This is a genomic window from Rhizobacter sp. (genome assembly GCF_032229685.1).
GTDB lineage: Bacteria > Pseudomonadota > Gammaproteobacteria > Burkholderiales > Burkholderiaceae_C > LMDS01.
Map to the genome: position 1 here is coordinate 1 of NZ_JAVTWP010000008.1, position 26,471 is coordinate 26,471.

The 26,471-nt window shown below is 66.9% G+C and carries 21 protein-coding genes and 1 riboswitch; of the genes, 11 read left to right on the top strand and 10 right to left on the bottom strand.

Annotation, left to right across the window (positions count from 1 at the left end):
• From AC30PD_RS03120 to AC30PD_RS03130, 3 genes are all read right to left on the bottom strand, one after another.
• Positions 1–619: ATP-binding cassette domain-containing protein (locus tag AC30PD_RS03120; protein WP_489534180.1), on the bottom strand; the 619-nt coding region annotated here is incomplete at its 3' end.
• A gap of 29 nt (positions 620–648) precedes the next feature.
• The gene (guaD, locus tag AC30PD_RS03125) at positions 649–1,977 is read right to left on the bottom strand and encodes a guanine deaminase (protein ID WP_489534181.1); all 1,329 of its coding nucleotides are present in this window, start codon (positions 1,975–1,977) and stop codon (positions 649–651) included.
• Entirely contained in the window at positions 1,974–2,972 is a 999-nt protein-coding gene (locus AC30PD_RS03130) for a LysR family transcriptional regulator (RefSeq protein WP_489534182.1), read from the bottom strand. The genes guaD and AC30PD_RS03130 overlap by 4 nt, the downstream gene beginning before the upstream one ends.
• Positions 2,973–3,071: 99 nt before the next feature.
• Here AC30PD_RS03130 and xdhA point away from each other — a divergent pair, with 99 nt between their 5' ends.
• The 3 genes from xdhA to xdhC are packed head-to-tail and all read left to right on the top strand — an operon-like array spanning position 3,072 to position 7,928.
• Positions 3,072–4,610, top strand: a complete 1,539-nt coding sequence (gene xdhA / locus AC30PD_RS03135; protein WP_489534183.1) for a xanthine dehydrogenase small subunit — start codon at positions 3,072–3,074, stop codon at positions 4,608–4,610.
• 10 nt (positions 4,611–4,620) lie between these two features.
• A complete protein-coding gene (gene xdhB, locus AC30PD_RS03140) occupies positions 4,621–7,041 on the top strand; it encodes a xanthine dehydrogenase molybdopterin binding subunit (protein ID WP_489534184.1) in 2,421 nt (806 codons plus the stop codon).
• Between the two features lie 5 nt (positions 7,042–7,046).
• Positions 7,047–7,928 carry a xanthine dehydrogenase accessory protein XdhC gene (xdhC, locus tag AC30PD_RS03145; protein ID WP_489534185.1) on the top strand — a complete coding sequence of 294 codons (882 nt, stop codon included), beginning with the start codon at positions 7,047–7,049 and terminating at the stop codon, positions 7,926–7,928.
• Here the strand turns inward: xdhC and AC30PD_RS03150 are convergent.
• Positions 7,925–8,557 carry a protein phosphatase CheZ gene (locus AC30PD_RS03150; protein ID WP_489534186.1) on the bottom strand — a complete coding sequence of 211 codons (633 nt, stop codon included), beginning with the start codon at positions 8,555–8,557 and terminating at the stop codon, positions 7,925–7,927. The genes xdhC and AC30PD_RS03150 overlap by 4 nt on opposite strands.
• 286 nt (positions 8,558–8,843) lie before the next feature.
• Between AC30PD_RS03150 and AC30PD_RS03155 the strand changes: the two genes are divergently transcribed.
• On the top strand, positions 8,844–9,536 hold the full coding sequence (locus AC30PD_RS03155; RefSeq protein WP_489534187.1) for a response regulator transcription factor: 693 nt from the start codon (positions 8,844–8,846) through the stop codon (positions 9,534–9,536).
• The gene (locus AC30PD_RS03160; protein ID WP_489534188.1) at positions 9,536–11,074 is read left to right on the top strand and encodes a PAS domain-containing sensor histidine kinase; all 1,539 of its coding nucleotides are present in this window, start codon (positions 9,536–9,538) and stop codon (positions 11,072–11,074) included. Before AC30PD_RS03155 ends, AC30PD_RS03160 begins: the two co-directional genes overlap by 1 nt.
• Here the strand turns inward: AC30PD_RS03160 and AC30PD_RS03165 are convergent.
• The 3 genes from AC30PD_RS03165 to AC30PD_RS03175 all read right to left on the bottom strand — a co-directional run bounded on the left by AC30PD_RS03165 (position 11,037) and on the right by AC30PD_RS03175 (position 13,510).
• The gene (locus AC30PD_RS03165; RefSeq protein WP_489534189.1) at positions 11,037–11,252 is read right to left on the bottom strand and encodes a hypothetical protein; all 216 of its coding nucleotides are present in this window, start codon (positions 11,250–11,252) and stop codon (positions 11,037–11,039) included. The genes AC30PD_RS03160 and AC30PD_RS03165 overlap by 38 nt on opposite strands.
• A 115-nt stretch (positions 11,253–11,367) precedes the next feature.
• Entirely contained in the window at positions 11,368–11,919 is a 552-nt protein-coding gene (locus AC30PD_RS03170; RefSeq protein ID WP_489534190.1) for a chemotaxis protein CheW, read from the bottom strand.
• Between the two features lie 43 nt (positions 11,920–11,962).
• A complete protein-coding gene (locus tag AC30PD_RS03175; RefSeq protein ID WP_489534191.1) occupies positions 11,963–13,510 on the bottom strand; it encodes a methyl-accepting chemotaxis protein in 1,548 nt (515 codons plus the stop codon).
• Between the two features lie 240 nt (positions 13,511–13,750).
• On the opposite strand from AC30PD_RS03175, the gene AC30PD_RS03180 reads away from it, so the two are divergent.
• The 6 genes from AC30PD_RS03180 to AC30PD_RS03205 all read left to right on the top strand — a co-directional run bounded on the left by AC30PD_RS03180 (position 13,751) and on the right by AC30PD_RS03205 (position 23,002).
• Positions 13,751–14,113 carry a PDZ domain-containing protein gene (locus AC30PD_RS03180; protein ID WP_489534192.1) on the top strand — a complete coding sequence of 121 codons (363 nt, stop codon included), beginning with the start codon at positions 13,751–13,753 and terminating at the stop codon, positions 14,111–14,113.
• Positions 14,113–15,231, top strand: coding sequence for an HD domain-containing phosphohydrolase (locus tag AC30PD_RS03185; protein WP_489534193.1), 1,119 nt, complete (start codon positions 14,113–14,115; stop codon positions 15,229–15,231). The genes AC30PD_RS03180 and AC30PD_RS03185 overlap by 1 nt, the downstream gene beginning before the upstream one ends.
• Before the next feature lie 48 nt (positions 15,232–15,279).
• Positions 15,280–16,077: an ABC transporter substrate-binding protein gene (locus AC30PD_RS03190; RefSeq protein ID WP_489534194.1), complete on the top strand. Its 798-nt coding sequence runs from the start codon at positions 15,280–15,282 to the stop codon at positions 16,075–16,077.
• 22 nt (positions 16,078–16,099) lie between these two features.
• Positions 16,100–18,655 (top strand): ATP-binding protein, encoded by a 2,556-nt coding sequence (locus AC30PD_RS03195; protein ID WP_489534195.1) that lies wholly within the window; start codon positions 16,100–16,102, stop codon positions 18,653–18,655.
• Positions 18,652–20,370, top strand: a complete 1,719-nt coding sequence (locus tag AC30PD_RS03200; protein WP_489534196.1) for an ATP-binding protein — start codon at positions 18,652–18,654, stop codon at positions 20,368–20,370. The genes AC30PD_RS03195 and AC30PD_RS03200 overlap by 4 nt, the downstream gene beginning before the upstream one ends.
• Positions 20,371–20,449: 79 nt before the next feature.
• A riboswitch (cyclic di-GMP riboswitch) is annotated at positions 20,450–20,537 on the top strand.
• A gap of 320 nt (positions 20,538–20,857) precedes the next feature.
• Positions 20,858–23,002, top strand: coding sequence for a S53 family peptidase (locus tag AC30PD_RS03205; RefSeq protein ID WP_489534197.1), 2,145 nt, complete (start codon positions 20,858–20,860; stop codon positions 23,000–23,002).
• A gap of 85 nt (positions 23,003–23,087) precedes the next feature.
• On the opposite strand, the gene AC30PD_RS03210 is transcribed toward AC30PD_RS03205, so the two are convergent.
• From AC30PD_RS03210 to AC30PD_RS03220, 3 genes are all read right to left on the bottom strand, one after another.
• Positions 23,088–25,328 (bottom strand): xanthine dehydrogenase family protein molybdopterin-binding subunit, encoded by a 2,241-nt coding sequence (locus tag AC30PD_RS03210; protein WP_489534198.1) that lies wholly within the window; start codon positions 25,326–25,328, stop codon positions 23,088–23,090.
• A gap of 11 nt (positions 25,329–25,339) precedes the next feature.
• The gene (locus AC30PD_RS03215; protein ID WP_489534199.1) at positions 25,340–25,813 is read right to left on the bottom strand and encodes a (2Fe-2S)-binding protein; all 474 of its coding nucleotides are present in this window, start codon (positions 25,811–25,813) and stop codon (positions 25,340–25,342) included.
• A gap of 78 nt (positions 25,814–25,891) precedes the next feature.
• On the bottom strand, positions 25,892–26,464 hold the full coding sequence (locus AC30PD_RS03220; protein ID WP_489534200.1) for a TetR/AcrR family transcriptional regulator: 573 nt from the start codon (positions 26,462–26,464) through the stop codon (positions 25,892–25,894).
• Positions 26,465–26,471 lie beyond the last annotated feature (7 nt).

The window sequence follows — 26,471 nt, forward strand, 5'->3', positions numbered from 1 at the left end:
CCGTGCAGTTGTGGCACAGCGCGCGGATCTCGTCGAGCTTGTGGCTGATGTAGAGAATGCTGGTGCCTTCGCTGGCCAGCTTGCGCAGCGTGACGAAGAGCGTTTCGACCGCTTGCGGCGTGAGCACCGAAGTGGGCTCGTCGAGGATCAGGCACTTCGGGTTCGTCATCAGCGCGCGCACGATCTCGACCCGCTGGCGTTCGCCGACCGAGAGCGTGTGCACCGGCCGCAGCGGGTCGACTTCGAGCCCGTATTCCTTGGCGACCTTGGTGATGCGCTGCGTCACCTCGGCGAGCGTGAGCGTCTTGTCGAGACCGAGCCACACGTTCTCGGCCGCGGTGAGCGTGTCGAACAGGCTGAAGTGCTGGAACACCATGCTGATGCCCAGCGTGCGCGCCTCTTGCGGGTTGCGGATGTTCACCGCCTGGCCGTTCCAGCGGATCTCGCCTTCGTCGGGCCGCACCGCGCCGTAGATCATCTTCATCATGGTCGACTTGCCGGCGCCGTTCTCGCCGAGCACGGCGTGGATCTCGCCCGGCTCGACGCGCAGGTTCACCGAGTCGTTGGCCTTCACGGCCGGGTACTGCTTGCTGATGTTGACGAGTTCGAGGCGGAGCATGGTGGCTTGTCCTTCCAGTTCGATGACGTTCAGGCAGTTTGTGTTTTCGCGCCGCCACGCGTGAAGCGTGCGACGCCGGCGACGAGTGTCGCCACGAGGTTGCGGTCGTCGGCCATCGTCATCCAGGCGAAGGCCTTTTCATGCAGGCTGCGGGCCACGCTCAAACGACGCTCGGCCACCGGGCCGGCGGCCCAGTCCCAGATGCAGACGTCGGCCATGCGGCCGGCTTCGAGCGAACCGATTTCGTGGCCCAAGTGCAGCGCTTGCGCCGCGCCGAGCGTGGCGCCGTGCAGTGCCTGCCACGCCGTGAGGCGCTGGCCGGCCATCGCCTGCACCTTGTAGGCGTCGGCCAGGGTGCGCAGCATCGACAGGCTGGTGCCACCGCCCACGTCGCTCGCCAGGCTGACGGCGGCGCTGGCGTTCTGGGCGGCACGCCAGTCGAACAGGCCACTGCCGAGGAACAGGTTCGACGACGGGCTGTGGGCGATCTGCGCGCCGCTGCTTTTCAGCGCGGCCCGGTCGGCGTCGTCGAGCCAGATGCCGTGGGCCAGCACGCTGCGCGGGTGCAGCAGGCCGGCGCGGGCGTACACGTCGAGGTAACTGCGCGCTTCGGGGAACAGCTCGCGCGCCCACTGGACTTCGGCGCGGTTCTCGGCCACGTGGGTCTGCATGTAGAGGCTGGCGTCGGCGGCGCACAGCGCGCCGGCCATCGCAAGCTGTTCGGGCGTGCTGGTCGGTGCGAAACGCACGGTCACGGCATAGGCGAGCCGGTCGACGCCGTGCCAGCGTTCGATCAGCTCGATGCAGTCGCGCTCGGCCTGCGCCACGTCGTCGCGCAGGCCGTCGGGCGAGTGGCGGTCTTGCAGCACCTTGCCGGCAATCACGCGCATGCCACGTTGCTTCGCTTGGCCGAACAGCGCGTCGACCGACACCTTGTGCACCGTGGGGAACACCACCGCCGACGTGGTGCCGTTGGCGAGCAGCGCATCGGTGAACAGCGCCGCGCCAGCTTGCGAGTACGCCGGGTCGGCGAAGCGGGTCTCGGCCGGGAAGGTGTAGGTGTTGAGCCAGTCGAGCAGCTCGGTGCCGTAGCTCGCGATCACCTCGAGCTGCGGCATGTGCACGTGGGTGTCGATGAAGCCGGGCAGGATCAGTCGACCGCGGTGGTCTTGCCGCATCCAGCTGGCGTCAGGCTCGGTGACCTGTGCGCCGGTGATGCGGCCGTTCTCGATCAGCAGCCAGTGGTCGGGGCGGAAACGCACCGCCCGCGAATCGACCTCGCCCCAGGCCGGCGCGGCCGTGAAGTCGAGCAGGTCGCCCCGCAAGGCGACCCGTGCTGGCGTGGTGGACATGTTCATGCGTCGAGCGCTCCACCGGCCGGCGCGCTGCGCTGCAGCATGCCGTGCCCGGCGAGGTTGCGGGCGACGTCGCGCACCTGCTCGCGCAGCCAGCGGCCGGAAGCCGAGGCGTGGGTCAGGTCGTGCCAGAGCTGGTAGTAGGTCAAGGGCGGAAAGGGCACGGGGCAGCGCACGATGCGCACCGGCAGGCTGTCGGTGTAGCGCGAGCAGAACAGCCTGCCCGTCGTCAGCACCAGCAAGCTCTGCGCCACCATCAACGGGATCAGCCCGAAGTGGGCGCTGCGCACCATCACGTCGCGTGTCACGCCGAGCGAGGCGAGGTGCTCGTCGATCACGCCGGGCGCGTTGGCGTGCAGCGGGGTGGGCGCCACGTGCTCGCAGGCCAGGTACCGTTCGGGCGACCAGGCGCGCGTGGGCGCGGCGCGCACCACCGGGTGGTCTTCGGCGACGAGGCAGACGATCTCGTCGCTCATCAGCCGGCCCAGGTGCAGTTCTTCGGGCGGCTTGAGCCAGTTGCCGATCACCAGGTCGACCTCGCCGGCCGCCAGGCCACGCCGGTAGTCGAACTCGCCCGACAGCGGCATGAGGTCGAGCCGCACCTTCGGCGCCACGCGCTTGAGGTGCGCCACCAGCTCGGGCAGGAACAGCGGGTCGAGGTAGTCGCTGGCCGCGATGCGGAAAGTGCTGCTGCTTGCCAGCGGCTCGAAAGCACGCTGGTGGGCGTGCGGGCTGAACAGCCGGTCCGCATCTTGCAAGAGACGGGTGGCGGGCTCCAGAAGGCGCAGCGCTGTTTCGGTGGGCGCCATGTGGTTGCCCGAACGCACCAGCAACGGGTCGCCCGTGAGTGCCCGCAGCCTTTTCAGCTGGGCACTGACGGCGGGCTGCGAGGTGTGCAATCGCATGGCGGCCCGGGAGACACTGCGTTCTGTGATCAAGGTCTTCAGCACCCGAATGAGGTAGAGCTCAATCTTGTCGAAGTCCACACGCTGCGTCATATGAATTGCATGATAGGCAGTATGGATTTCGTTGTATACACCTGAGGCCGGATGCGCTTAAGTTTCGGCCATCACCGACTGACCCAGCGAAGCGAGTCCATGCCACACCGCCCGATCCGTTTCTTTCACCGTGGTGCCGTTGTCGAAGTGACCGACGCCACGCCCACCCGCACCGTGCTCGACTGGCTGCGCGAAGACGCCAGCTGCACCGGCACCAAGGAAGGCTGCAACGAAGGCGACTGCGGCGCCTGCACCGTGGTGATCGGCGAAACGGCGGCGCCGGGCGACCCGGCCGCCGTGCGCGGCCTGAGCCTGCGCACCGTGAACGCCTGCATCCAGTTCCTGCCCACGCTCGACGGCAAGGCGCTGTTCACGGTCGAAGACTTGAAGGCCCTCAACGCCGAGAAGCTGCACCCGGTGCAGCAAGCCATGGTCGAGTGCCACGGCTCGCAATGCGGCTTCTGCACACCGGGCTTCGTGATGTCGCTGTGGTCGGCCTACGAACACCACCAGGCCTGCCGCACTGACAACAGCAGCCAGCCGACGCGCCAGCAGCTCGCCGACGAGCTCTCGGGCAACCTGTGCCGCTGCACCGGCTACCGGCCGATCCTCGACGCCGGGCAGCGCATGTTCGACCTGCCCGCCGTGGCGCTCGACACCGCGCCGGTGCTGGCCGCGTTGAAGGGCATGGAGACTTCCGACAGCTTCAGCTACGCCGCGGGCGCGGGCACCGATCGTTTTTTCGCCCCCGCCACGCTGGCCGAACTCGCCACGCTGCGCGAAGCCCAACCGAAGGCGCAATTGCTCGCCGGCTCGACCGACGTGGGCCTGTGGGTCAACAAGCAGTTCCGCCCGCTCGGCGACATCCTCTACGTCGGCGAAGTCGAAGAGATGAAGCGTGTCGCCGAACAGAACGGCGAGCTCCACATCGGCGCCGGGGTGTCGCTCGAGGCGGCCTGGTCCGCGCTCGCGCAACGGTTCCCCACGCTCACCGACGTGTGGCTGCGCTTCGCCTCGCCACCGATCCGCAACGCCGGCACCATGGGCGGCAACGTGGCCAACGGCTCGCCGATCGGCGACTCGCCGCCAATCCTGATGGCGCTCGATGCGCAGATCGAGCTGCGCAAGGGCGAGCGGGTGCGCCGCATGCCGCTCGACAGCTTCTACATCGACTACATGAAGAACCACCTCGAACCCGGCGAGTTCGTGCAAGGCCTGGCGGTGCCGCTCGCCGTGGCCTCGCGACAGGTGCGCGGCTACAAGATCAGCAAACGTTTCGACTGCGACATCTCGGCGCTGTGCGCGGGCCTGTCGATCGAGCTCGACGCAGGCGTGGTGAAGACCGTGCGCCTCGCCTTCGGCGGCATGGCCGCCACGGTGAAGCGTGGCGCACTGGCCGAAGCCGCGCTCGTCGGCCAGCCGTGGGCGCAGGCGAGCGTGAACGCCGCGAAAGCCGCGCTGGCGCAAGACTTCAAGCCGTTGTCCGACATGCGTGCCAGCGCTGCCTACCGCCTGCAGGTCGCGCAGAACCTGCTGCAACGCTTCTGGCTCGAAACACGCGCCGAGAACCCGCTGCCGGCCTCGGCCACCAGCGTGTTCAGCGTGATGCCGCACCAGACTTCGGCCGCCACCGCCTGAGGAGGCTCGAATGAACAAGCCTGTCGACCCCATCCTGCTGCAACCCGGCGAAGCTTTCGCCGACTACCTGAAGAACGCCGCCGCCCGCATCGACGAAAGCGCCGAAGCGAAGGCCGTCAGCGCCGGCGCACGCGTCGGCATCAGCCGCCCGCACGAATCGGCGCACTTGCACGTGGCCGGCGAAGCGACCTACATCGACGACATCCCCGAGCTCGCCGGCACGCTGCACTGCGCACTCGGCCTGTCGCCGGTGGCGAACGGCCGCCTCACGGCGAGCGCGCTCGACAAGATCCGCGTGCTGCCCGGCGTGGTCGCCGTGCTCTCGGCCGCCGACATTCCCGGCCCGAACGACTGTGGTTCGATCATCCACGACGACCCGATCCTGTGCGACGGCGAGATCCGCTACCTCGGCCAGCCGGTGTTCGCAGTGATCGCCCAAACGCGCGACGCCGCACGGCGCGCTGCGGCCAAGGCGAAAGACGTGCTGACCATTGCCACCGAGCCGCCGGTGCTCACGCCGCAGCAGGCGCACGCCAAAGGCCAGTACGTGCTGCCGCCGATGCACCTCGTCCGCAGCACGAACGAAGGCGGCGCGAAAGCGGCGATCGCGAAAGCCCCGCACCGCCTGAAAGCGACGCTCGACGTCGGCGGACAGGAACAGTTCTACCTCGAAGGCCAGATCAGCTACGCGATCCCGAAGGAAAGCGGCGGCATGCATGTGCACTGCTCGACGCAGCACCCGAGCGAGATGCAGCACCTGGTGGCCCACGCTCTGAAGCTGCACGCGAACCAGGTGCAGGTCGAGTGCCGGCGCATGGGCGGCGGCTTCGGCGGCAAGGAATCGCAGTCGGCGATCTTCGCGTGCGTGGCCGCCATCGCTGCGGCGAAGCTCAAGCGCCCGGTCAAGCTGCGCCTCGACCGCGACGACGACTTCCTGATCACGGGTCGGCGCCACTGCTTCTGGTACGAGTACGAAGTTGGCTACGACGATGCGGGCAAGGTGCTCGGCGCCGAGATCACGATGGTGTCGCGCGCCGGCCACTCGGCCGACCTGTCGGGCCCGGTGATGACGCGCGCCCTGTGCCACTTCGACAACGCCTACTGGCTGCCCGACGTGGCGATGCACGGTTATTCGGGCAAGACCAACACGCAGAGCAACACCGCGTTCCGCGGCTTCGGCGGGCCGCAGGGCGCGATCGCGATCGAGAACATCCTCGACACCATCGCGCGCAAGCTGGGCCGCGACGCGATGGCGGTGCGGCGCGCCAACTTCTACGGCAAGGACACGAACAACGTCACGCCGTATGGCCAGGTGGTCACCGACAACATCGTGCACGAGCTGACGGCCGAGCTGGAGGCCAGCAGCGACTACGCTGCGCGGCGCTCTGCCATCGCGCAGTTCAACGCCACGAGCCCGGTGCTCAAGCGTGGCATTGCGCTCGCGCCGCTGAAGTTCGGCATCTCGTTCAACGTCAAGCACTTCAACCAGGCCGGCGCGCTGGTGCACGTGTACAGCGACGGCTCGATCCTCGTGAACCACGGCGGCACCGAGATGGGCCAGGGCCTGAACACCAAGGTGGCGCAGGTGGTGGCGCACGAACTGGGCGTGAGCTTCGAGAGCGTGGGTGTCACGGCGACCGACACGCAGAAGGTGGCCAACACCTCGGCCACCGCTGCGTCGACGGGCGCCGACCTGAACGGCAAGGCGGCGCAAGACGCGGCGCGGCAGATCCGCGAGCGCCTCGCCGCCTGCATGGCGAGTCACCACGGCGGAAAGGCGGAAGACGTGCGCTTCGCCAACGACAAGGTCGAAGTGAACGGCAAGACCCTGCCCTTCAGCGCCGTGGTCGCACAAGGCTACCTCGACCGCGTGCAGCTCTGGTCCGACGGCTTCTACGCCACGCCCGGCCTGAGCTGGGACAAGGAAAAGATGTTCGGCCGCCCGTTCTACTACTTCGCCTACGGCGCGGCGGTGAGCGAGGTGGTGGTGGACACGCTCACCGGCGAATGGAAGCTGCTGCGCGCCGACATCCTTCACGACGCCGGCAAGTCATTGAACCCTGCGGTCGACATCGGCCAGGTCGAAGGCGCGTTCATCCAGGGCATGGGCTGGCTGACGATGGAAGAGCTGGTGTGGCACCCGACCAGCGGCAAGCTCACCACACACGCGCCCAGCACCTACAAGATCCCGACCGCGAACGACTGCCCGCCGGTGTTCAACGTGAAGCTCTACGAAGGGCAGAACGTCGAAGACAGCATCCACCGCAGCAAGGCCGTGGGCGAGCCGCCGCTGCTGCTGCCGTTCTCGGTGTTCTTCGCGATCCGCGACGCGGTGTCGGCGGTGGGCGATCACAAGACCGACCCGCCACTCTCGGCCCCGGCCACGAGCGAAGCGATCCTGCGCGCGATCACCGCGGTGCAGGCGGGCTGACGCCCATGTCGACATGGCGGGCGCTCGCCGGCAGTTGGCTCGCCACGGGCCGGCGGGCCGTCGTCGTCGAGGTGCTGGACGCGCGCGGTTCGGTGCCGCGCGAATCGGGCACGCGCATGCTCGTGTCTTCGACCGAGACCGCCGGCACCATCGGTGGCGGCCACCTCGAACTGAAGGCGATCGCACTGGCCCGCGCGATGCTCGCGCAAGACGACGTGCACGCGCACACCGAGCACTACCCGCTCGGGCCGGCACTCGGCCAGTGCTGCGGCGGTGCGGTGACGCTCGCCTACGCGCCGCTCGACGCGGCAGCGCTCGCGCGCTGGCCGGTCGAGCCGCCGCGCTTTCACCTGCAGCTCTACGGCGCCGGCCACGTGGGCCGCGCGATCGTGCGTGCCCTGGCGCCGCTGAACGTGGTGGTCGACTGGATCGACGAGCGCGAAGAAGAATTCCCGGCGCAGTTTTATCCCCACGGCGGGCCGTGGCCGGAGCACATCCGCAAGGTCTGCGTCGATGCGGTCGAAGCCGAAGTGCGCGGCGCACCGGCGGGCGCGTTTTACCTCGTGCTCACGCACCAGCACGATCTCGACCTGCGCATCAGCGAAGCGATCCTGCAGCGTGGCGATTTCGCGTATTTCGGCCTGATCGGCTCGAAGACCAAACGCCAGCGTTTCATCCACCGCTTCGAGCAGCGCGGCGTCGAGGCCGAGGCCATCGAACGGATGACCTGCCCGATCGGCGTTCCCGGTATCGACGGCAAGGAACCCGAGGTGATCGCCGCCGCCGTGGTCGCTCAGTTGCTGCAGGTGCCGGTGGTCTCGTTCACGCCGCAAAGGGCCGCCGAGTTGCTGGCCAGGGGCGTGGCGTCGCCTAAGGGCGCCCTCTAAAAACCCATCGAAGCCAGAAGGTCGTCGACGTCGCCCTGCGCCATCGCGGCTTCGGGGATCTGCGGGCCTTGCAGGCCGGGTTCAGGCACTGCATCGGGCACCTCGGCATGGCCTTCGTCGATCAGCAGTTGCACCAGCTGGCTCTCGGTTCGGGTGATCATGTCGATCACCTTCTTGATGACCTGACCCGAGAGGTCCTGGAAGTCTTGAGTGAGCATGATGTCGCTCAGGACCTGCTTCTGTCGCGAGGCGAACTCCACGCTGTCGCGCGCGAATTCAGCGCAATGCAGCGCCACCGGCTCGACACCAACCTGCTCTGCCCCGGGGCTCGCCTGCGAGATCAAGTCGGCCAGCTTCCCGGCTCGCTCGCCGTGTGCCGTCAATGCGGGCATCGACGATTCCACCAGGCTCAGCACGCGGTGCGCTGCCTTCTCTGTCATCTCGCCCACATAGGAGAGCCGCGACCTGGAGTCCGGTATCTCGCGGATCACCCGCTGGAGTTCAGGCGTGGCACCGAGGGCGCGAAGCGCTTCGTGCAGTTCCCGGGTGATGGCACCGAGTCTTGCCTGAGTGGCTGGCTTTCCCGTGGCGAAGGCGGTGTCGCCGGGGGGCACGGTGGCCGTCAGCATGCCGCGTTCCTTCGGGGCACATCGATCGAAGCACCAGGCCGGTGCCCATGCCCCGACGCCGGCCTTGCAACTGCAGTGGTCTTCATTTCTGTCCTTCGAATGCCCTTCGCGCGGGCGGGCGCGCCGGCGTGGTGGCCGTCGCCGCTTTCTCGATGTCGGTCAGTCGATGACGCACTTGAGTGATTTGTGTGCCCGATCGCGAATTGGGGGCGATTCGACGTGCATTTCCGCACTTCCGGCCCGAGGGCAGCGTGCTGAAATCAGCCGATCCATAGACGACGAGTGCATGCCCATGCTTCCCAAGACCCTCGCGCTGATCGACGACGACCGCGAATACACGGAATACCTGGCGCAGTTCCTGCGCGAACTGAACGTGAGCGTCGACGTCTTCCCCGACAGCAACGAACTCCTGCTGCACGCGGACCCGTATCGATTCGACTTCTACGTGGTCGACCTGAGCCTGCCCGGTGTGGACGGGGTCAACCTGATCAAGGTGCTTCGCCTTCGCAGCGCCGCCGGCATCCTCGTCGTATCGGGGCAGCTCGGTGCCGAGATCTTCTCGTCGGTCATCGACGCTGGCGCCGACATGTACCTGGCCAAACCCGTGCAATTCGAGCAGGTGGCCATCGCGATCAAGGCGGTTCAGCGCAGGGCAGCCACGACCAGTGCGGGCAACCCGGCATGGCGGCTCGACCGCCGGGCTCAGCAGTTGCTCGCGCCCGACGGCGCGCGTGTCGACCTGAGCGAGATCGACATGGCGGTGGTGGAGTGCTTTGTCAGTGCCCACGGCGAGACCGTGTCGCGTGAATCGCTTCGCAACCACCTGGGCCAGGGCGATGGAACGGAGGTGGCCGACAGCCTGAACGCCACGATCTACCGCCTTCGCAGGCGCATCGAGAAGGCAACGCCCACGGCGGTCCCGCTGCAATCGAAGTCGCGCGTCGGGTACGTCTTCAAGGCCCAGCTGCAGGCCGTCTGATGGACCCGGCCGCCGAGATCGAAGGGCTCAGGTCAGCCCTTCGCGCCAGCGAGCTCAGTCTGGCCGCACTGTCCAACTCCTACCCCATCGGTGTCTACCGCTGCGACGAGCACGGCGCCCGCACCTACACGAACGAGCGCTGGCAACAGATATTCGGGCTTGCGCCGAGCGAGAGTCTCGGCCACGCCTGGCTCCACGCACTGCACCCGGACGACCGGATGCAGGTCACGACCGCATGGCTCGATGCTGTCGCCCTGGGAGCCGGCTTCGACATGGAGTTCCGGATCATCCGTCGTGACGGCACCGTGCGCCGCGTTCGATCTCGGGCCCGAGCCGTGGTCGCAGGCGCCCCGCAGTGCGGCTTCGTGGGCGCGCTCGAAGACATCACCGAGCTGCGCGAGACGCTCGAGCGCTTGCGTGCCAGCCAGGCGTTCCTCGATCGAACCGGTCGCCTTGCCGGTGTCGGTGGCTGGGAAGTCGACCTGGTCTCGGGCACGGTGACCTGGTCTGAAAAGACAAGGGAGATCCACGAGGTCGACGCCGACTATGAGCCCAGCCTCGACGCTGGCATCGCCTTCTACCGGCCCGACGTGCGAGACCGGGTGCGGAACGCGGTCCATGTCGCCATCACCACGGGCAAGCCGTGGGACCTGGAACTCCCGTTCGTCAGTGCCAAGGGCCGAGCACTGTGGATCCGGACCTTCGGCGAAGCCGAGTACCAGGGCGGACGTGCGGTCAGGCTGGTCGGCGCGTTCCAGGACGTCACCGAAGGCCGCGCCCGGCAAGCAGAGTTCGAGCAGGAGCAGGCACTGCGGCAGCAAAGCGAGCGCAACGCGCGAGAGCTCGACCGCCTTCTCACCGAGCGTGGCGAAATGCTCGACGTCATGGCGCACGAAGTTCGGCAACCGCTCAACAACGCCTCGGCTGCGCTGCAGGGCGCCGCGGCGGCCCTGCAGGACCCGGGTGAAAACTCCGCGTCGCAGCGGGTCACGCGGGCGCAGACCGTGCTCGCACAGGTCTTGTCCAGCATCGACAACACGCTGGCCGTCGCATCGCTTCTGGCCAGGCCCGACCCGATCGAACGCATCGACACCGACATCGACACGATGGTCGCGGTGGCGATCACCGACCTGCCTGCCGCCCTGCGCCCGCGCATCAGCGTGCAGCGTCTGACAGAGACGCGCACTGCGTCGATGGACATGAGCCTGATGCGCCTGGCCGTCAGAAACGTCCTGTCGAACGCGCTCAAGTACAGCCCCGCCGGATCGCCGGTGGTACTGCGCATCGCCGATTCCGACGAACCCCTGGCGCTGATCATCGACGTGGCCGATGCCGGCATGGCGATTCCGGGCGATGTTCTGCCCCGCCTGTTCAGCCGCGGCGCGCGTGGCAACCACCCGGGCGTGCCCGTGGGGCACGGGCTCGGGCTCTACATCGTGCGCCGGGTGCTCGAGCTCCACGGCGGAAGCGTCGAAGTGGTTCGCAACGAACCCGATGGCGTCACGTTCCGTCTGTCGGTGGGGCAGTCGGCGGAGTGACCTCGCCTTCGAGCGCCGAGGGGAGTTCGTCCAGCGGCTTCTCTGGCGCGGGCGTCTTCTGGCCTCCGCCGCGCGCGCGTTCGGGTGAAGCCAGCACCGCCGACTTGACCGCAGAACCTTCCACGGTCACCGACTCGTAGAGCCCGGTGGCGCGCAACTGCGTGGCGATCACGTTCACCCGGCCATGGTCAGGGTGAAGCGGCCCTTTGTCGACAACGCGACGCACCTGGTCCAGTGGGCTCGGGCCGATGCACACCACCCGCCACATCGCGTGCCCTGTTTTCCGCCCCGGTTCAGGCTGCCGCGACCGCTTCTTCGGCGAACGAACCGATCTTCATGCTGACGACCAGTGCGGCAATGTCAAGCAGGATCAGCATCCGTTCGGCGCCGTCGTGCTTCAGCGAGCCGATGCCGGTGATGAATTGCGACTCGCTGGAAGCGCTCATCTCCGGGAACGGCTTCACATCGTCCGCTTTCAGTTCGAGCACATCGGACACCGAATCGACGACGGTGCCGACGATCTGGCCACCCACGTTCAAGACAATCGTGACGGTGGCGCCGTCGTAGCGCATGTCACGCATGCCGAGCTTCATGCGCAGGTCAATGATCGGCACGATCACGCCACGCAGATCGACGACGCCCTTCAGGTAGTCGGGCATGTTGGCAATGCGGGTCGGCTTCTCGTAGGAGCGGATTTCCTGCACACGCAGGATGTCCATGCCGTATTCCTCGTCGCCGAGGCGGAAGGTGAGCCACTCCTGCGCGGTCATCGCTGCAGTGTTCGCCTGAGCGGAGTGCACGCCTTCGGCCACGCCGGTGGCCTCAAGTTTGATCGGGTGGTTCATGGTGATGCCTGGGGTTCTGCCGGTGCGTTGAAATGCGTCACGTTCATTCGAAAACGCCGACCGCGTCTGCGAGGTGCCGCATCTGCAGCTTCAGACTCTCCGAAGCCGCAGTGCTCTGCTCGACCAGGGCCGCGTTCTGCTGCGTCACCTGGTCGAGGTGGCCAATCGCTTCCGAGACCTGCGAGATGCCGTCGCTCTGCTCGCTCGTGGCGGTGGCGATCTCGGAAATGAGGCTGGACACGCGGTTGACCTGAGTGACGATATCGTCCATGGTCTTGCCCGCGTCGTCGACCATCCTGACACCCGACTCGACCTTCTCGACCGAGGTGTTGATGAGCTGCTTGATCTCCTTGGCCGCATCGGCGCTGCGGTGGGCGAGGCTGCGAACCTCGCTGGCCACCACGGCGAAGCCGCGGCCCTGCTCACCGGCGCGTGCCGCTTCGACCGCCGCGTTCAGCGCCAGGATGTTGGTCTGAAAGGCGATTGAATCGATCACGCCGATGATGTCGGCGATCTTCTTCGAGCTGTGGGTGATGTCGGTCATGGTCGACACGACGTTGGCCACGGCCTGGCCACCCTTCTCGGCCGCCGTGCTGGCACTGCCAGAGAGCTGCGTGGCCTGCTGGGCCGTGCTGGCGTTGTTCTTGACGGTGGCGGTCATCTGTTCCATCGACGAAGCCGTCTCCTCCACGCTCGCGGCGGCCTGCTCGGTGCGTGCGCTCAGGTCGGTGTTGCCCTGCGCGATCTCCGACGTGGCGACCTTCGCGTTGTTCACCTGGCCACTCACGTCGTCGATGATCCAGCGGAACATCAGGCCCAACTGGCCGATGGTGCGCATCGTCATGCCGATCTCGTCGGTGCGGTTCATGTGGAGCGACGAGGTCGAGTCGCCGGTGGCCACGCGCAGGGCCTGGTCCCGCATCTGCTCGAGCGGTGCCGACACCTGGGCCTGCAACCACCACGTGGCCAGCCCCAGGCAGGCCGCAGAGGCCGCACCGAATGCGGCGAGCGACGACCACGGCATGCCACCGAAGACGGCGGCGCTCACCACGACGGCGGGCCACGCCAGCAGCATGGCCGAGCGAATCCGCCAGCGAACCGGCATGGTCTGCATCACCGAGGACCAGGCCATCAGCCCGGTACGCTCGATCAGCCCCTTTCGGAAGCGCAAGCCGTTCGCGTTTCCGCTCCGAAAACCGGCATAGAGCGCTTCGGCTCCCTCGATCTCCGTTCGCGAGGGTTTGGTTCGCACCGACATGTAGCCGGTGATCCGGCCGTCGCGCATCACCGGCGTGGCGTTGGCGCGCACCCAATAGTGGTCGCCGTTCTTGCGCCGGTTCTTCACCAGCGCCGTCCACGGCTCGCCGCTTTTCAGCGTGGCCCACATGTCGGCGAAGGCCTCGGGCGGCATGTCGGGGTGCCGCACCATGTTGTGCGGGTTGCCCTCGATCTCTTCACGGCTGAAGCCGCTCACCGAGACGAACGCGTCGTTCGCATACGTGATGTGGCTTTGCGGATCGGTCGTCGACATCAGGGTCGCGTTGGCCGGAAAGTCGTACTCACGGTTGGTCACAGGCAGGTTTTGGCGCATCGAGGGCTCCTTGAGGGCTTTGTTGTCATTTGTTATTTCGGCCGGTGATCTGTGACCTTGAGCGGCAACTTGATGCCAACCGGTGATTTGCTGCGAATTCCTGAATACGTTCGTTGCCGACCGTGCGTTTGGCCACGATCGGGCGCGATCAACGCGCACAAATGACTCAACTTTTTCTTCCGCGCGACCGATACCAGGGGACCGGGTGTGTACCCATCACTTGCGGCAAGAACAATCCACATGAAGTTCGGCTCATTGCGCCCCTCGACGCACTTTTTCCTGGCCTTCGGTGTCGTCGTTTTGTTGTCGTTCCCCTCCAGTGGTCGTGGCCTCGGGAAGCTGGGCGTCGTCCACAGCGAGCTGACGCACGTGGTCAAGGACAACGACGTCCGGATCAATTTCAACCTGAAGCTGCCCGGCTCGGTCCACACGTCCGGTCTGGCGTCCGGCTTGGCCCGGAATAGCGGAGTGGTCGCGCAGATGGACCGGGTGACGCCGCTCAACTCGCCGCCAGTCGAAGAAATCACGGCTGCTGCGGACAGCCTGAATGTGCAGGCGCAAGTGGCCGCCTCTACCGGCACGAACGAATGGGAGCGCTGCTGATGGACCTGACCTCAACCGACATGTACGATCCCAAAGCGGCGCGCATTCTTCTGGTCGACGACGAGCCGGCCAACCTGAAACTCTTCAGCCTGATGCTGAAGTCGGACGGCTACCAGAGCGTGGTCTGCGTCCAGGACCCGCGCGAGGTGATCGACGCCTACCACCGCGTCAAGCCCGACGTGATCCTGCTCGACATCAACATGCCGCACCTCGACGGCTACCAGGTGATGGAGCAGCTCAAGGCGCTGAACGAGAGCCTGCTGCCGCCGATCGTGGTGCTGACGGCCCAGTCGGGCGAAGACTTCTTGCTGAAAGCGCTGAACGGCGGCGCCATCGACTTCCTGAGCAAACCGGTCAACAAGCGTGAACTGCTGGCACGCGTGAAGAACATTCTTCTGGCCCATCTGGCGCGGCGCTTCATGCATGGGCAGAACACGGTGCTGGAGGCCATCGTCGCGCAGCGGACGAAAGAACTCCGCGTTTCTCGGCTCGACATGGTGCGTCGCCTGGGGCGTGCATCGGAGTACCGCGACAACGAAACCGGCCAGCACATCCTGCGCATGAGCCATGCGTCGGTGCTGCTGGCGCGCCGCATCGGTTGGAGCCCGGAGGCCTGCGAACTGCTGCTCAATGCCGCCCCGCTGCACGATGTCGGAAAGATCGGCATTCCCGATGGCATCTTGCTGAAGCCCGGCCCGCTGGACAAGGACGAACGCGAGGTGATGAAGGAACACGCCCGGATCGGTGCCGACATCCTCAGCGGCGGAGCCGGCGACGAACTGATGACGATGGCGAGGGAGATCGCGCTCAACCACCACGAGAAGTGGGACGGCTCGGGCTACCCGAACGGGCTGTCGGGCTTCCAGATCCCGGAGGCGGCGCGCATCGTGGCGATCACCGACGTCTTCGATGCGCTCACGTCGACCCGACCCTACAAGAGCGCCTGGACAGCCGAACAGGCGCTCGCCCACATGAAGGGCGAGGCCGGCAAACACTTCGACCCCACGTTCCTCGCGGCGTTCGTCGCGATCGTCGACGACGTCATCGCCATTCGGGAGCGATTCGCCGAGCCGGCCCCGGCTGCGCAGGCCGATGCACCCGAACCGCAGGAAGCCTGACCCCCCGTTGGCGGCCCCGCTGGCCGCACGCTCATTGAGAAAGATCCCATGCGTCAACCTGCCCTCCTTTCGATCGCAGCCGCACTCGCGGCCTCGCTGGTTTCGACCTTGGCCACCGCCGGCGTCGTCGACGATCGCGTGAGTTCATCGCGGACCGTCAAGGTCTGCATCTGGCCCGACTACTACGGCGTCACTTTTCGCAACCCCCGAACGCAGCAGCTGGTGGGCATCGACATCGAGCTTTCATCGCAGCTCGCCAAGGACCTCGGTGCCACGGTTGCGCTGGTGGACTCGTCGTTCCCGAAGTTGATCGAGGACCTGACGACCGACCGGTGCGATGTCGCCATGTTCGCGATCGGCGTGCTCCCCGCAAGACAGGCGGCGCTGAGATTCACGCAGCCCTACATGCAGAGCGACATCTACGGCGTCACCACCCGGAGCAACCGTCAGATCAAGGCGTGGGCTGACATCGACAAGGCCGGTGTGCAGGTGGCCGTTCAGGCGGGCACGTTCATGGAGCCGGTCATGGCCGCGGCGCTCAAGCAGGCTCAGCTGGTCGTGATCAAGCCGCCGATGACGCGCGAAGCCGAGCTCGAAAGCGGTCGTGTCGATGTTTTCATGACCGACTACCCGTACAGCCGGCGCCTGCTCGACAACGCCGACTGGGCCCGGCTGGTTTCTCCCGAGACGCCCTTTCATGTGCTGCCCTACGCCTACGCGGTGAAGCCGGGCGACGACGCGTGGCTCAAGCGCGTCGACGAGTTCGTGGCCCGCATCAAGAAAGACGGTCGGCTGCAAGCCGCCGCCAAGCGCAACGGGCTGGCCGAAATCGTCCTGACCAAGTGAGGACCGGGCCGGGTTCAGCGCCGTGAAGCAGACCGAGGGCCTGTCGCCCCCTGCCTGGCTCAGAAGCAGTTGGGTGGCCTGGGCGGGTGCGCTGGTGGTGTGCATCGGCCTGGCACTGCCTGGCGGCTTTCTGCTCTACGAATCACAGGAACTGGACGCGGCCGAGCTGCAGCGCGCCGAGCTCTACGCGCGGGTTCTGCAAGACCACGCCGAACGCGCCTTCAACACCATCGACAGTGCGATGGACGCGCTGGCCGAGACACTGGCCGCGCCGCCGAGAACCGAGGAGACCGGGCGGCTCGACAACGATCTCGCCCATGCGCTGAATGGCCTGCCCTTCATCCGCAGCCTGTCGCTGCTGAATGCGCGCGGCCTGGTCGTGGCCAGCTCGGCGGCCGCGAATGTCGGCGTCGAGGTCGACCTGAAGAAGCTCAGGCTGCCATCTTCCACAGCGGCCGATTCGCTGGGCTCGTCCATCAGCGGGCGCGATCTGGCCGACATCCGCCAAGGCCACACAACCCGGCCTGGCGGCGCGCGGACCTTCGTGCCGCTGCTGCGCATGATGAACAGCCACTCCGGCGAGCCGCTCTTCATCGCCGCCATCCTGAACCCCGAATTCTTCGGCAACGAATACGAGCTGACCCTCGCCGACGAAACACGCGCCGCGGGCATCTTCTCGATCGACTCGGTCATGCTGGCCGGCACGGGCAACCTCGCGCTGGCGCCCGGCCAGAGTGTGCGGGAGCACCGCTTCTTCACGGCGTTCCTGCCCGCACGCGAGAGCGGGAGTTTCATCGGTGCGGGGATCGACGGAAAAAAGGTGGTCACGGCATTTCGCGTGCTGCGCAAGCGCCCGCTGGTCGTCATCGTCGAACGCGATTTCGCGCATGTGCAGGCGAGTTTCCGGCACACCATTTTCTGGACCGTCGGCATGGCCGGCGGCGCACTGCTGCTGCTCTGCGCGATGATGCTCATGGCCTGGCGCAGCATCAGGGCTCGGGAAGCGGCTCAGGCGGCACTGGAAGCCACGCGCTCCAGGATCGCGACCAGCGAGCGTGACCTTCGCAGCCTTGTCGAGAGCGTGCACGAGCTGATTTTCCGCGCCGATGAAACCGGCCGCATCGTGTTCGTGAACGGTCGCTGGACGGAACTGACCAAACGGCCAGCTTCCGACGCCATCGGCAAGCGCATCGCCGACCTGTGCCGCGAGGACGAACGGGCGGCCTGCCTGTCGCTCTTCTCGCGTCCCGAGACCAACGACGAGATGATCTTGCTGCATGTGCTCGACGCCTCCGGTGCGTCTCTCACGCTCGACCTCTCGGTGTCGCGGGTCCTGGGCAGTGAAGGCCAGGCCGGCGGTTTCGCCGGCTTCGCGGTGAACGTGACCGAGCGCGAAGCAGCGCAGCAGGCGCTGCAGTCGCAGCTCAAGTTCACGGCCCAGTTGCTCGAGGTCAGCCCGACGCCGATCTTCGTGAAGGACCAGAAAGGCCGGTTCGTTTCGGTGAACCGGGCCTGGCTCGACCTGATGAACCTGAGCCTGCCCGACGTTCTGGGCCGAACCTCCGACGACCTGTTCGGGCCCGAGGCTTCGAAACACAAAGACCAGGACGCGCGCTTGCTGGAATCGGAATTGCGCATCAGCTACGAGAACCGGCTGCTCGTCGAAGGGCGGAAGCCGCGCGACACGGTGGTAACGAAGGTTCGGTTCACACGGGCGGACGGCACGGCGGCGGGCATGGTGGGCAGCATCATCGACGTCACCGAGTTTCGTGAAGCCGAGAGAAACATTCGCCTGTCTCGCGACGCAGCAGAGCGGGCCAACAGCGCCAAATCGGATTTCATTGCCAACATCAGCCACGAACTGAGGACCCCGTTGCAGGGAATCATCGGGTTCTCGGAAATCGGCAGGGACATGGCTGCCGGGCACCCCGACTTTCTGGACATGTTCGCCGACATCCACGCCGGCGGCCAGCGCATGCTGATGCTGGTCAACGGCCTGCTCGATGTGTCGCAGATGGACAGCGCCGTCGGCTCCATGCCGCTGCAGACGGCCGACGTCGCACAACTCGTTCGAGAGGTGGTGTCGCAGTTCAAGCCGAAGGCCGTGGTGCGCGACTTGCAGATCAACGTGACGGGTTTGTCGGACACGGTGACTTGCCAGGTCGACCCGGCCCGCTATCAACAGGCGCTGCACAACGTGCTGGCGAACGCCGTTCGCTATTCACCGGTCGGCGGGGTCATCGAGATCGAGCTGAAAGACCGGGGGGCCGCCGGTAGCGAACTCTCCGTCCGCGACCACGGGCCCGGCGTACCCGAGCAGGAACTCGAACTCATCTTCGAGGCCTTCGTGCAGTCGAGCCGAACGCGCGATGGCTCCGGTGGCACCGGCCTGGGTCTGACGATCAGCCGCAAGATCATGCGCGCGCACGGCGGCGCCATCTCTGCCGCCAACGCGCCCGGTGGTGGTGCGGTCTTCAAACTGTCGTTGCCGGCCGTGGGCCGACCCGCCGAGCTGGCGGCGGAACAACCCTGGCGAGGCGGCGAGGCCACGTTCTGCGAACCCGGTACGAAACCATGACGTCGACGTCGAAGGCATTGGTGGGCGAGGCCGGCGAACTGGTGGCGTTGCTCGAAAGACGCCTGAATGCGGAAAGGGCCGAACGCCGCCGCCTGCAGAAGCAGCTTGCCGAGATGGACATGCTGGCGATCGAAGGAAGCGTCGACTCCAAGGCGCTGACCGAACGCCTGGAACGGCTCATCGAGCAGCGCACCAAGGCGATGAGCGATGCGCGCGACGAGGCCGTGGCGGCGAGCCACTCGAAGAGCAGTTTCCTTGCCAACATGAGCCACGAGATCCGGACGCCGCTGACGTCGATCATCGGCTTTGCCGAACTGCTGCAGGATCCGAAAGTGGCGAGCGCCGAAAAGGTGGATGCGGCCAAGACCATCGTGCGCAACGGGCGTCACCTGCTCGAAGTGATCAACGACATTCTCGACATGTCGAAGATCGAGTCGAACCAGCTCACGCTCGAGTCGATCGACGTGGGTCTGCCGAAGCTTCTGAGCGACATCGAGGCGCTGGCGTCGAGCCGGGCGCAGGCGAAGGGGCTGCTCTTCACCATCGAGCACCATCTTCCCCTGCCGCCGGTGCTGCGCACGGACCCGGTGCGCCTGAAGCAGATCCTCCTGAATTTCTGCAGCAATGCCATCAAGTTCAGCAACGAAGGCGAGGTGCGGCTCGACGTGCACTTCGACCCCCACCAGAAGACACTGAAGTTCGCGGTCACCGACACCGGCATCGGCATGGGCGAGCGGGAGATCGCACGCCTGTTCAAACCCTTCGTGCAGGCCGACGTGTCGACCACCCGCAAGTTCGGCGGCACGGGGCTGGGCCTGTACATCTCCAGGCAGTTGGCCGACATGCTCGGGGGCGCGATCCGCGTGGCCAGCGAACCCGGCCAGGGAAGCTGCTTTTCGTTGACGTTGCCGGTAGGCGTCGAAGCCAAACCGCTGGAGATGCTGGGCAACGCTGCCGACTTCGACGACTTCCAGCGGCCCTCGTTCCAGATCACTGCGATCGAAATACCGAACCTGAGCGGCCGTGTTCTGTTGGCTGAAGACGGCCTGGACAACCAGCGCCTGCTGGGCAGCTTTCTGCGCCAGGCGGGCGTCGAGTTCGACGTGGTCGGCAACGGCAAGCTCGCTGTCGAACGGGCCCTGGCCCACGAATATGCCCTCGTGCTCATGGACATCCAGATGCCGGTGATGGACGGTGTCGCGGCCACCACGCTGTTGCGCAACTCGAACTACCGTGGGCCGATCGTCGCGCTCACGGCCAACGTGATGCAGCACGACGTGGTGCTCTACCGCCAGTGCGGTTGCACCGACGTGCTCGGCAAGCCGATCGACCGCAAGCGCTTCTACGAAGTGCTGCAGGAGTATGTCGGCCCCGCCATCGCGCTCGCCGACAGCCTCGAAAAGATCAAGTTGGACAGCTATGAGAGCGAGCTGGCGGAGATCACGGACGAGTTCAGGCGCGGCCTGCCCGCCACGTTTCAAAGCATCGAGCAGGCGGCGCTTGCAGCCGACTGGAAAGGCTTGAAGTTCCTGCTGCACACGCTCAAGGGCACGGCCGGTTCCTATGGCTTCATCGAGCTGGCCGAGTTGGCCAGCCAGGCCGAGGCCGGGGTCGGGCACATGGCGAAGGAAGAAATCGTCGGCCTGTGTCAGCGCATTCCGGCCGCGCTGGGCAGCGGCACCCCTCTGCGTGAACAAAGTGCGCTGAATCAGTGATTGATGATCACCGGCAGGAAGAACTGACACACATTGTGTTACACTGGTAACGTGTTGTGAGCAGTGCATACCGCACTGACGACACTGAGGGCAAACCTGCTTAAAAGCAGGGACGCAAAGCCTCCGGCCTACAGCGATCAAATCGCCACGGTAGCGGGGTTGCCAACGACCGGGCCAGACCACCACTGGCCACCTCTGCGAGCGTTTGCGCACGTCGAGCACAGTCGCTGTCCGCGTGGCCCTCGCCAACCCAGAAATGGACGAGGTCATGCAGAAAACGAATCAACCGCGAGCCTTGTTCAGGTTCGCCCTCTCGGCCGGCGCAGCGCTGGTGCTTTCCGCCTGTGGCGGCGGGGGTGGCAGCGGCGCCGAGCTGGCGCCCGCACCACAGGGCGGCCTGACGACTTCCCTCTCGGTCGAGGCAGCAGCGATGCCAAGCGAGGCCGCCTCGCAGCAGGCACAGCCGACCTTCCACGTCGCACCCGTGGTGCTCGACGAACCGGGTGATACCGACGCGCTGGACAACACTTCCTCCGCGCAGGCCGCGCCGCACACCCAGCACATCCCTTCCGCAGCCGCGGCCCTGGATACCCGCGGCCTCACGCTCCAGGCCATGCAATCGGCGCGCGCCAGTGCGCTCGCTGTTCCCCGCCTGCTCGCCGACGGAACGGCAGCGCCGCTCGCATCGACGGGCGTGGTCACCACCTACACGCCGGCGCAAATCCGCGCCGCCTACGGCATGCCGGCACTTCAGAGCGCCAGCCTCGCGCCCAGCGCAACCCAGGCCGCCCAGCAAGGCGCCGGGCAGACGATCTACATCGTCGATGCGATGCACAACCCGAATGCCGCCGCGGAACTGGCCGCGTTCAACGCAAAATTCGGTCTGCCGGTGTGCACCACCAAACCGATCGCAGCGTCCGCGGCCCTGCCGCTGGCCGCGCCCTCGCTCACGGAAGGGTGCAGTCTGTCCGTCGTCTACAGCACACCGGCGGGTGGCATGACCACCGCAGCGCCGGCCTATGACGCGGGCTGGGCGACGGAAATCGCGCTCGACGTGCAGTGGGCACACGCCACCGCACCGCGCGCCCGGATCGTGCTCATCGAGGCCGCCGACGCGTCCTTGAACGCACTGCTCGGTGCCGTGAAGCTGGCCAATGCCATGGGTGCCGGGGCAGTCTCGATGAGCTTCGGCGCGACCGAGGGCACCTGGACGTCCCAGGTGGATCCGGCTTTCACGGCCGACGGCATGACCTACCTGGCGGCCACCGGCGACTCGGGCTCGGCGGTCTCGTGGCCTTCGGTCTCGCCGAACGTGCTGGCGGTGGGCGGCACCTCCCTCAACTACAGCGGAACGGGCAGCCGCGCCGAAGTCACCTGGTCCCGGACCGGTGGCGCCATCAGCGCCTACACCGCCACGCCGGCCTACCAGTCTGCCAAGGTTCCCGGCATGGGCACGATGCCACGCCGTGCCGTCGCCGACGTCTCCTTCAACGCGGATCCTTCGACGGGCCAGTTCGTGGCGGTGATGACTCCGGGCAGCACGGCGGTGAACTGGATCAGCGCGGGCGGCACCAGCCTTTCGACACCCCAGTGGGCCGGGTTGGTGGCGGTGGCGAATGCACTGCGCCTGCAGGCGGGCAAGCCGCGGCTGGGGGCCACACACCCGATGCTGTATTCGCAGATCGCCAGCGTGCCGGGCACCTATGCAGCCAGCTTTGCCGACGTTGCGTCAGGTGCGAACGGCACGTGTTCGACGTGCGCTGCGAAGACGGGTTACGACATCCCGACCGGGCTCGGCACGCCGAACGTCTCGGGCTTCCTCTCTTCGACGCTCGGGCTGGCACCGCCGCCCGCGGCGCCAAACGTGCAGAGCCTGGCCATCGCCGGCAAGGCGGGCGTGGCGCTGTCGTTCCAGGTGTCCTCCTCGATCGTCGACGGGGTGGCCTACAGCCTCGCCAACGCACCTTCGGGCATGGCGGTCTCGACCACCGGGCAAGTCACCTGGGCAAAGCCCCTGGCCGGCAGCTATGCCGTGAGCGCGTCGGTGAAGGACGCCAAGACCGGGCTCGTCGGTACCGGCCTGTACTCGGTGAAGATCGACGCCGCACCGGTCTCACCAGTCGTCGCCGCGGTCACGGTCAACGGCAAGGCCGGCGTGGCTCTGAGCCACACAGTGCAAGTGTCGTCAGCCACGGCCAACAGCTTCACGGTGAGCGGTGTCCCGGGCATGACGATCAGCGCTTCGGGCGTGATCAGCTGGCCCAACCCGGCGGCGGGAACCTGGGCGGCCACGGTGACGGCGCTCAACACGAGCACCGGCCTGAGCGGCAAAGCGGTTCTGACCTTCTTGATCGCCAAGGCCGCGCCTCCGGTCATCACGGCCGCGGCCCTGACAGGCGTGGCCGGCAAGGCACTTTCGGGCTCGATCATCGTGGCGTCGCCGTCGGGCAGCGCAATGCAGGTGATGATCTCCGGTGTGCCGGCCGGCGTCTCGTTCGCGGTGAGCGGCCAGACGCTGTCGTTGTACTGGGCCAGGCCGGTCACGGGCAACTATTCGCTCGGCATCGTGGCCACGGACGCCGCGGGCCTCAAGTCCAGCGCGGTCATGCCGATCACGATCAACGCCAAGTAGGCCCTGCCATGCGGTGAAGCCGTCAGGCCCCATGGCGAGGGCGCCCGGCAGCACAAGCGGACTCGCGAAGGTGGGGCGAGTCGCTTCAGCCCACCTTGAACGGCAAGGCCCGCAGCGGCTTGCCGGTCAGGCTCGCCACCGCGTTCGCGAACGCCGGTGCGAGCGGCGGCAGGCCCGGCTCGCCCATGCCGGTGGGCGCGTCGGCGCTGGGCACGGTGTGCACCGCGATCTGCGGCATGTCGGTGATGCGCGGCACCGAGTAGTCGCCGAAGTTGGTCTGCTCGACCACGCCGTCCTTCAGCGTGATCGCCGCGCCCGGCAGGCACATCGACAAGCCCATCAGCGCGCCGCCTTGCACCTGGGCCTCCAGGCTCTTCGGGTTGACGACGAGGTTGCAGTGCACGCCGGCGGTCACGTTGTGCAACACGGGTGTGCCGTCTTTCACCGAGGCTTCGACGACGTAGGCCACGACCGAGTTGAACGACTCGTGCACCGCCACGCCCCAGGCCCGGCCGGCGGCGAGCGTCTTCTTGCCGTAGCCCGACTTGTCGACCGCGAGCTGCAATGCCGCCTTGTGGCGTGAATGTTTGTCACCCATCAGCTTCATGCGGTAGGCGACCGGGTCTTGCTTGGTGGTGCGCGCGATCTCGTCGACCAGCGTTTCCATCACGAACGCGGTGTGGGTCGAGCCCACACTGCGCCACCACAGCACCGGCACGTTGACCTTCGGGTGGTGCACCGTGAGGCGCATCGGCAGCTCGTAGGGCTCCTTCATGCCTTCGGTGGCGGTGCCGTCGACACCGTCTTTCACCATCATCGGCTCGAACGCGGTGCCGGCCATGATCGACTGGCCCACGATCACGTGGTCCCACGCGGTCACCGTGCCCTGCGCGTCGAAACCGATCTTCGCGGTGTGCAGGTGCATCGGCCGGTAGTAGCCGCCCTTGATGTCGTCTTCACGGCTCCAGAGCGTGCGCACCGGCGCGTTCACGCCTGCCGCCTGCGCCGCCTTGGCGACGGTGCAGGCCTCGACCACGTAGTCGCTGCTCATGATCGCGCGGCGCCCGAAACCGCCGCCGGCCATCTGCACGTTGACCTTCACGTTCTGCGGCGGCACGCCGAGGGTCTTCGAGGCGGCGAAAGCGTCGAGCCCCGGCATCTGCGAACCCATCCACAGCTCGGCCCTGTCGCCGGTGAGCGCCACGGTGCAGTTCAGCGGCTCCATCGGCGCATGCGCGAGGTAGGGAAACACGAACTCGGCGTCGATGCTGTGCGCCGTGCCGGCGAGCTTCGACACGTCGGCTTCGTACTTGCGCGGGCCAGGTTTGGCGGCGAGCTCGCGGTACTGCACCAGTTGCTTCGCGCTGTCGACCTTCTCGACGGCGCTGCTGTCCCACACCAGCTTGAGCGCGTCGCGCCCCTGCTTGGCGGCCCAGTAGCCGTCGGCGATGACGGCCACGCCTTCGCCGCCCCGGTCGACCGGAATGCGCAGCACGGCCTTCACGCCCTTGACGGCCTTGGCAGCACTGTCGTCGACCGACGTCAGCTTCGCGGCGAACACCGGCGGCTTCGCGATCACGGCGGTCAGCATGCCGGGCAGGCGCACGTCGATGCCGTAGCCCTGCCGGCCGCTGGCCTTGGCCTTCGCGTCGAGCCGGCCGGTGGCCTTGCCGATGAAGCGGAAGTCTTTCGGGTTCTTCAGCGTGACGGTCTCGGGCACCGGCAACTTCATCGCCGCTTCGGCGAGCGCGCCGTAGGAGAGCTGCTGGCCCCCCGGCCCGATGACCACGCCGTTGCGTGTGCGGAGCAGGGCCGGGTCGACCTTCCACTGCGCTGCGGCGGCGCTGACGAGCATGGCGCGGGTGCGCGCACCGAGCTCGCGGTATTGCGTGTAGGAGTGCGCGATCGAGCCCGAGCCGCCGGTGATGTGCATGCCGAACACCGGGTCGATGTAGGCCGGGTTGCTGTCGCCGTGCACGCTCTTCACCTTGGCCCAGTCGGCGTCGAGCTCGTCGGCGAGGATCATCGGCAGCGAGGTCTGCACGCCCTGGCCGAAGTCGAGCCGGTTGATCGTGATCGTGGTCGTGCCGTCTGGCGCGATGTGCACGAAGGCCGAAGGTTGCTGGATCGGCTTCAGGCCGGCCGGCTTGGCGGCGTCTTGCGCCAGCGTGGCCAGCGGAAAGGCGCCGAGCGCGAAGCCGCTCACGGCACCCAGCTTCAGGAAGCTGCGCCGCGGCAGGCCCTCGGGGGCGGCGCCGGGGTTGTCACGGGCCAGCATGGCTTGCAGATGCCGGGGCAGCTCGAAGGTGGTCGGGTCGAAATGCATGGTGGTCTCCTTCAGGCCAGGGCCTTGGCGGCATCGGTGATCGCGGCACGGATGCGCGCGTAGGTGCCACAGCGGCAGATGTTGCCCGCCATGGCCGAATCGATCTCTGCTGCGCTGGGCTGCTTGCCGCGCGGCACGCTCTTCAGAAAGGCGGTGGCCGACATGATCTGCCCGCTCTGGCAGTAGCCGCACTGCGCCACGTCGTGTTTGACCCAGGCTTCGTGCACCGCCTTGCCGACCCGGTCGGTGCCGCCGGTCACCGCTTCGATCGTGGTGATCTTCTGGCCCGCTGCCGCCGAGATCGGCGTCACGCAGGAACGGATCGCCTGGCCGTTCAGGTGCACGGTGCAGGCCCCGCACAAGGCCGCACCGCAACCGAACTTGGTGCCGGTCATGCCCAGCGTGTCGCGCAAGGCCCAGAGGATCGGGGTAGAAGGGTCGGCGTCGACGGCCACGTCGCGGCCGTTGATGTGAAGCGTGCTCATCGCGAGGACTCCTGCAGATGCAAAGTGAACAATTATTCGGTTAAACGATAAACGAACGCGCCAGCGCGGTCAAGCGGCTCAGGCCTTGATGCCGTCCCAGCAGAGCCCGAAGGCCATCGCGAGATGGGCTTTCGTGCGCGTGAGGCCGCCCGACTGCAGCAGGTTCGCGGTCTCGCGCACCGAGCCGCCGAAGGCGTTGATGAGCAGCACCGTCGGCACGTCTTTCACGATCTGCTGCGCCTTGGCCTGCTCGATCAGGTCGACCCAGCCCTTGATGAGCCGTGCCGACACTTCGCGGCTCGCGTCGCTGAACCACGGCGAGTTGTAGTACTGCTCGATGAACACCATCTCTGCCGAGTGGTCGAGGCGGTGGTCGAGCCAGTTGGTCCACATGCGCTGAAAGCGGCTGCGAAACGGCGCCGAAGGGTCGTCGCCCTGCATCAGGCGGCTCGTGCCGGCCGTCTTGGCACGCTCGTAGAGGGCCGTCAGCAACTCGTCTTTGGACTTGAAGTAGACGTACAGCGTGCCCGTGGCCACACCGGCACGCGCAGCGATCGCGGGCATCGTCAGGCCGCTCAGGCCGGTCTCTTCCACCAGCGCGAAGGTGGCCTCGGCGATGGCTTCGAGCTTCTTGTCGTCCTTGGGTCTCACGGGCCGA

What these genes read in the sequence shown, in the direction of transcription:
- AC30PD_RS03170 (WP_489534190.1), bottom strand. Translation starts at nt 11,919, where the DNA reads ATGAACCACCCGATCAAACTTGAGGCCACCGGCGTGGCCGAAGGCGTG.
- AC30PD_RS03200 (WP_489534196.1), top strand. Translation starts at nt 18,652, where the DNA reads ATGACGTCGACGTCGAAGGCATTGGTGGGCGAGGCCGGCGAACTGGTG.
- xdhA (WP_489534183.1), top strand. Translation starts at nt 3,072, where the DNA reads ATGCCACACCGCCCGATCCGTTTCTTTCACCGTGGTGCCGTTGTCGAA.
- AC30PD_RS03210 (WP_489534198.1), bottom strand. Translation starts at nt 25,328, where the DNA reads ATGCATTTCGACCCGACCACCTTCGAGCTGCCCCGGCATCTGCAAGCC.
- AC30PD_RS03155 (WP_489534187.1), top strand. Translation starts at nt 8,844, where the DNA reads ATGCCCATGCTTCCCAAGACCCTCGCGCTGATCGACGACGACCGCGAA.
- AC30PD_RS03150 (WP_489534186.1), bottom strand. Translation starts at nt 8,557, where the DNA reads ATGCTGACGGCCACCGTGCCCCCCGGCGACACCGCCTTCGCCACGGGA.
- AC30PD_RS03185 (WP_489534193.1), top strand. Translation starts at nt 14,113, where the DNA reads ATGGACCTGACCTCAACCGACATGTACGATCCCAAAGCGGCGCGCATT.
- xdhB (WP_489534184.1), top strand. Translation starts at nt 4,621, where the DNA reads ATGAACAAGCCTGTCGACCCCATCCTGCTGCAACCCGGCGAAGCTTTC.
- AC30PD_RS03215 (WP_489534199.1), bottom strand. Translation starts at nt 25,813, where the DNA reads ATGAGCACGCTTCACATCAACGGCCGCGACGTGGCCGTCGACGCCGAC.
- AC30PD_RS03180 (WP_489534192.1), top strand. Translation starts at nt 13,751, where the DNA reads ATGAAGTTCGGCTCATTGCGCCCCTCGACGCACTTTTTCCTGGCCTTC.
- AC30PD_RS03130 (WP_489534182.1), bottom strand. Translation starts at nt 2,972, where the DNA reads ATGACGCAGCGTGTGGACTTCGACAAGATTGAGCTCTACCTCATTCGG.
- AC30PD_RS03160 (WP_489534188.1), top strand. Translation starts at nt 9,536, where the DNA reads ATGGACCCGGCCGCCGAGATCGAAGGGCTCAGGTCAGCCCTTCGCGCC.
- guaD (WP_489534181.1), bottom strand. Translation starts at nt 1,977, where the DNA reads ATGAACATGTCCACCACGCCAGCACGGGTCGCCTTGCGGGGCGACCTG.
- xdhC (WP_489534185.1), top strand. Translation starts at nt 7,047, where the DNA reads ATGTCGACATGGCGGGCGCTCGCCGGCAGTTGGCTCGCCACGGGCCGG.
- AC30PD_RS03190 (WP_489534194.1), top strand. Translation starts at nt 15,280, where the DNA reads ATGCGTCAACCTGCCCTCCTTTCGATCGCAGCCGCACTCGCGGCCTCG.
- AC30PD_RS03175 (WP_489534191.1), bottom strand. Translation starts at nt 13,510, where the DNA reads ATGCGCCAAAACCTGCCTGTGACCAACCGTGAGTACGACTTTCCGGCC.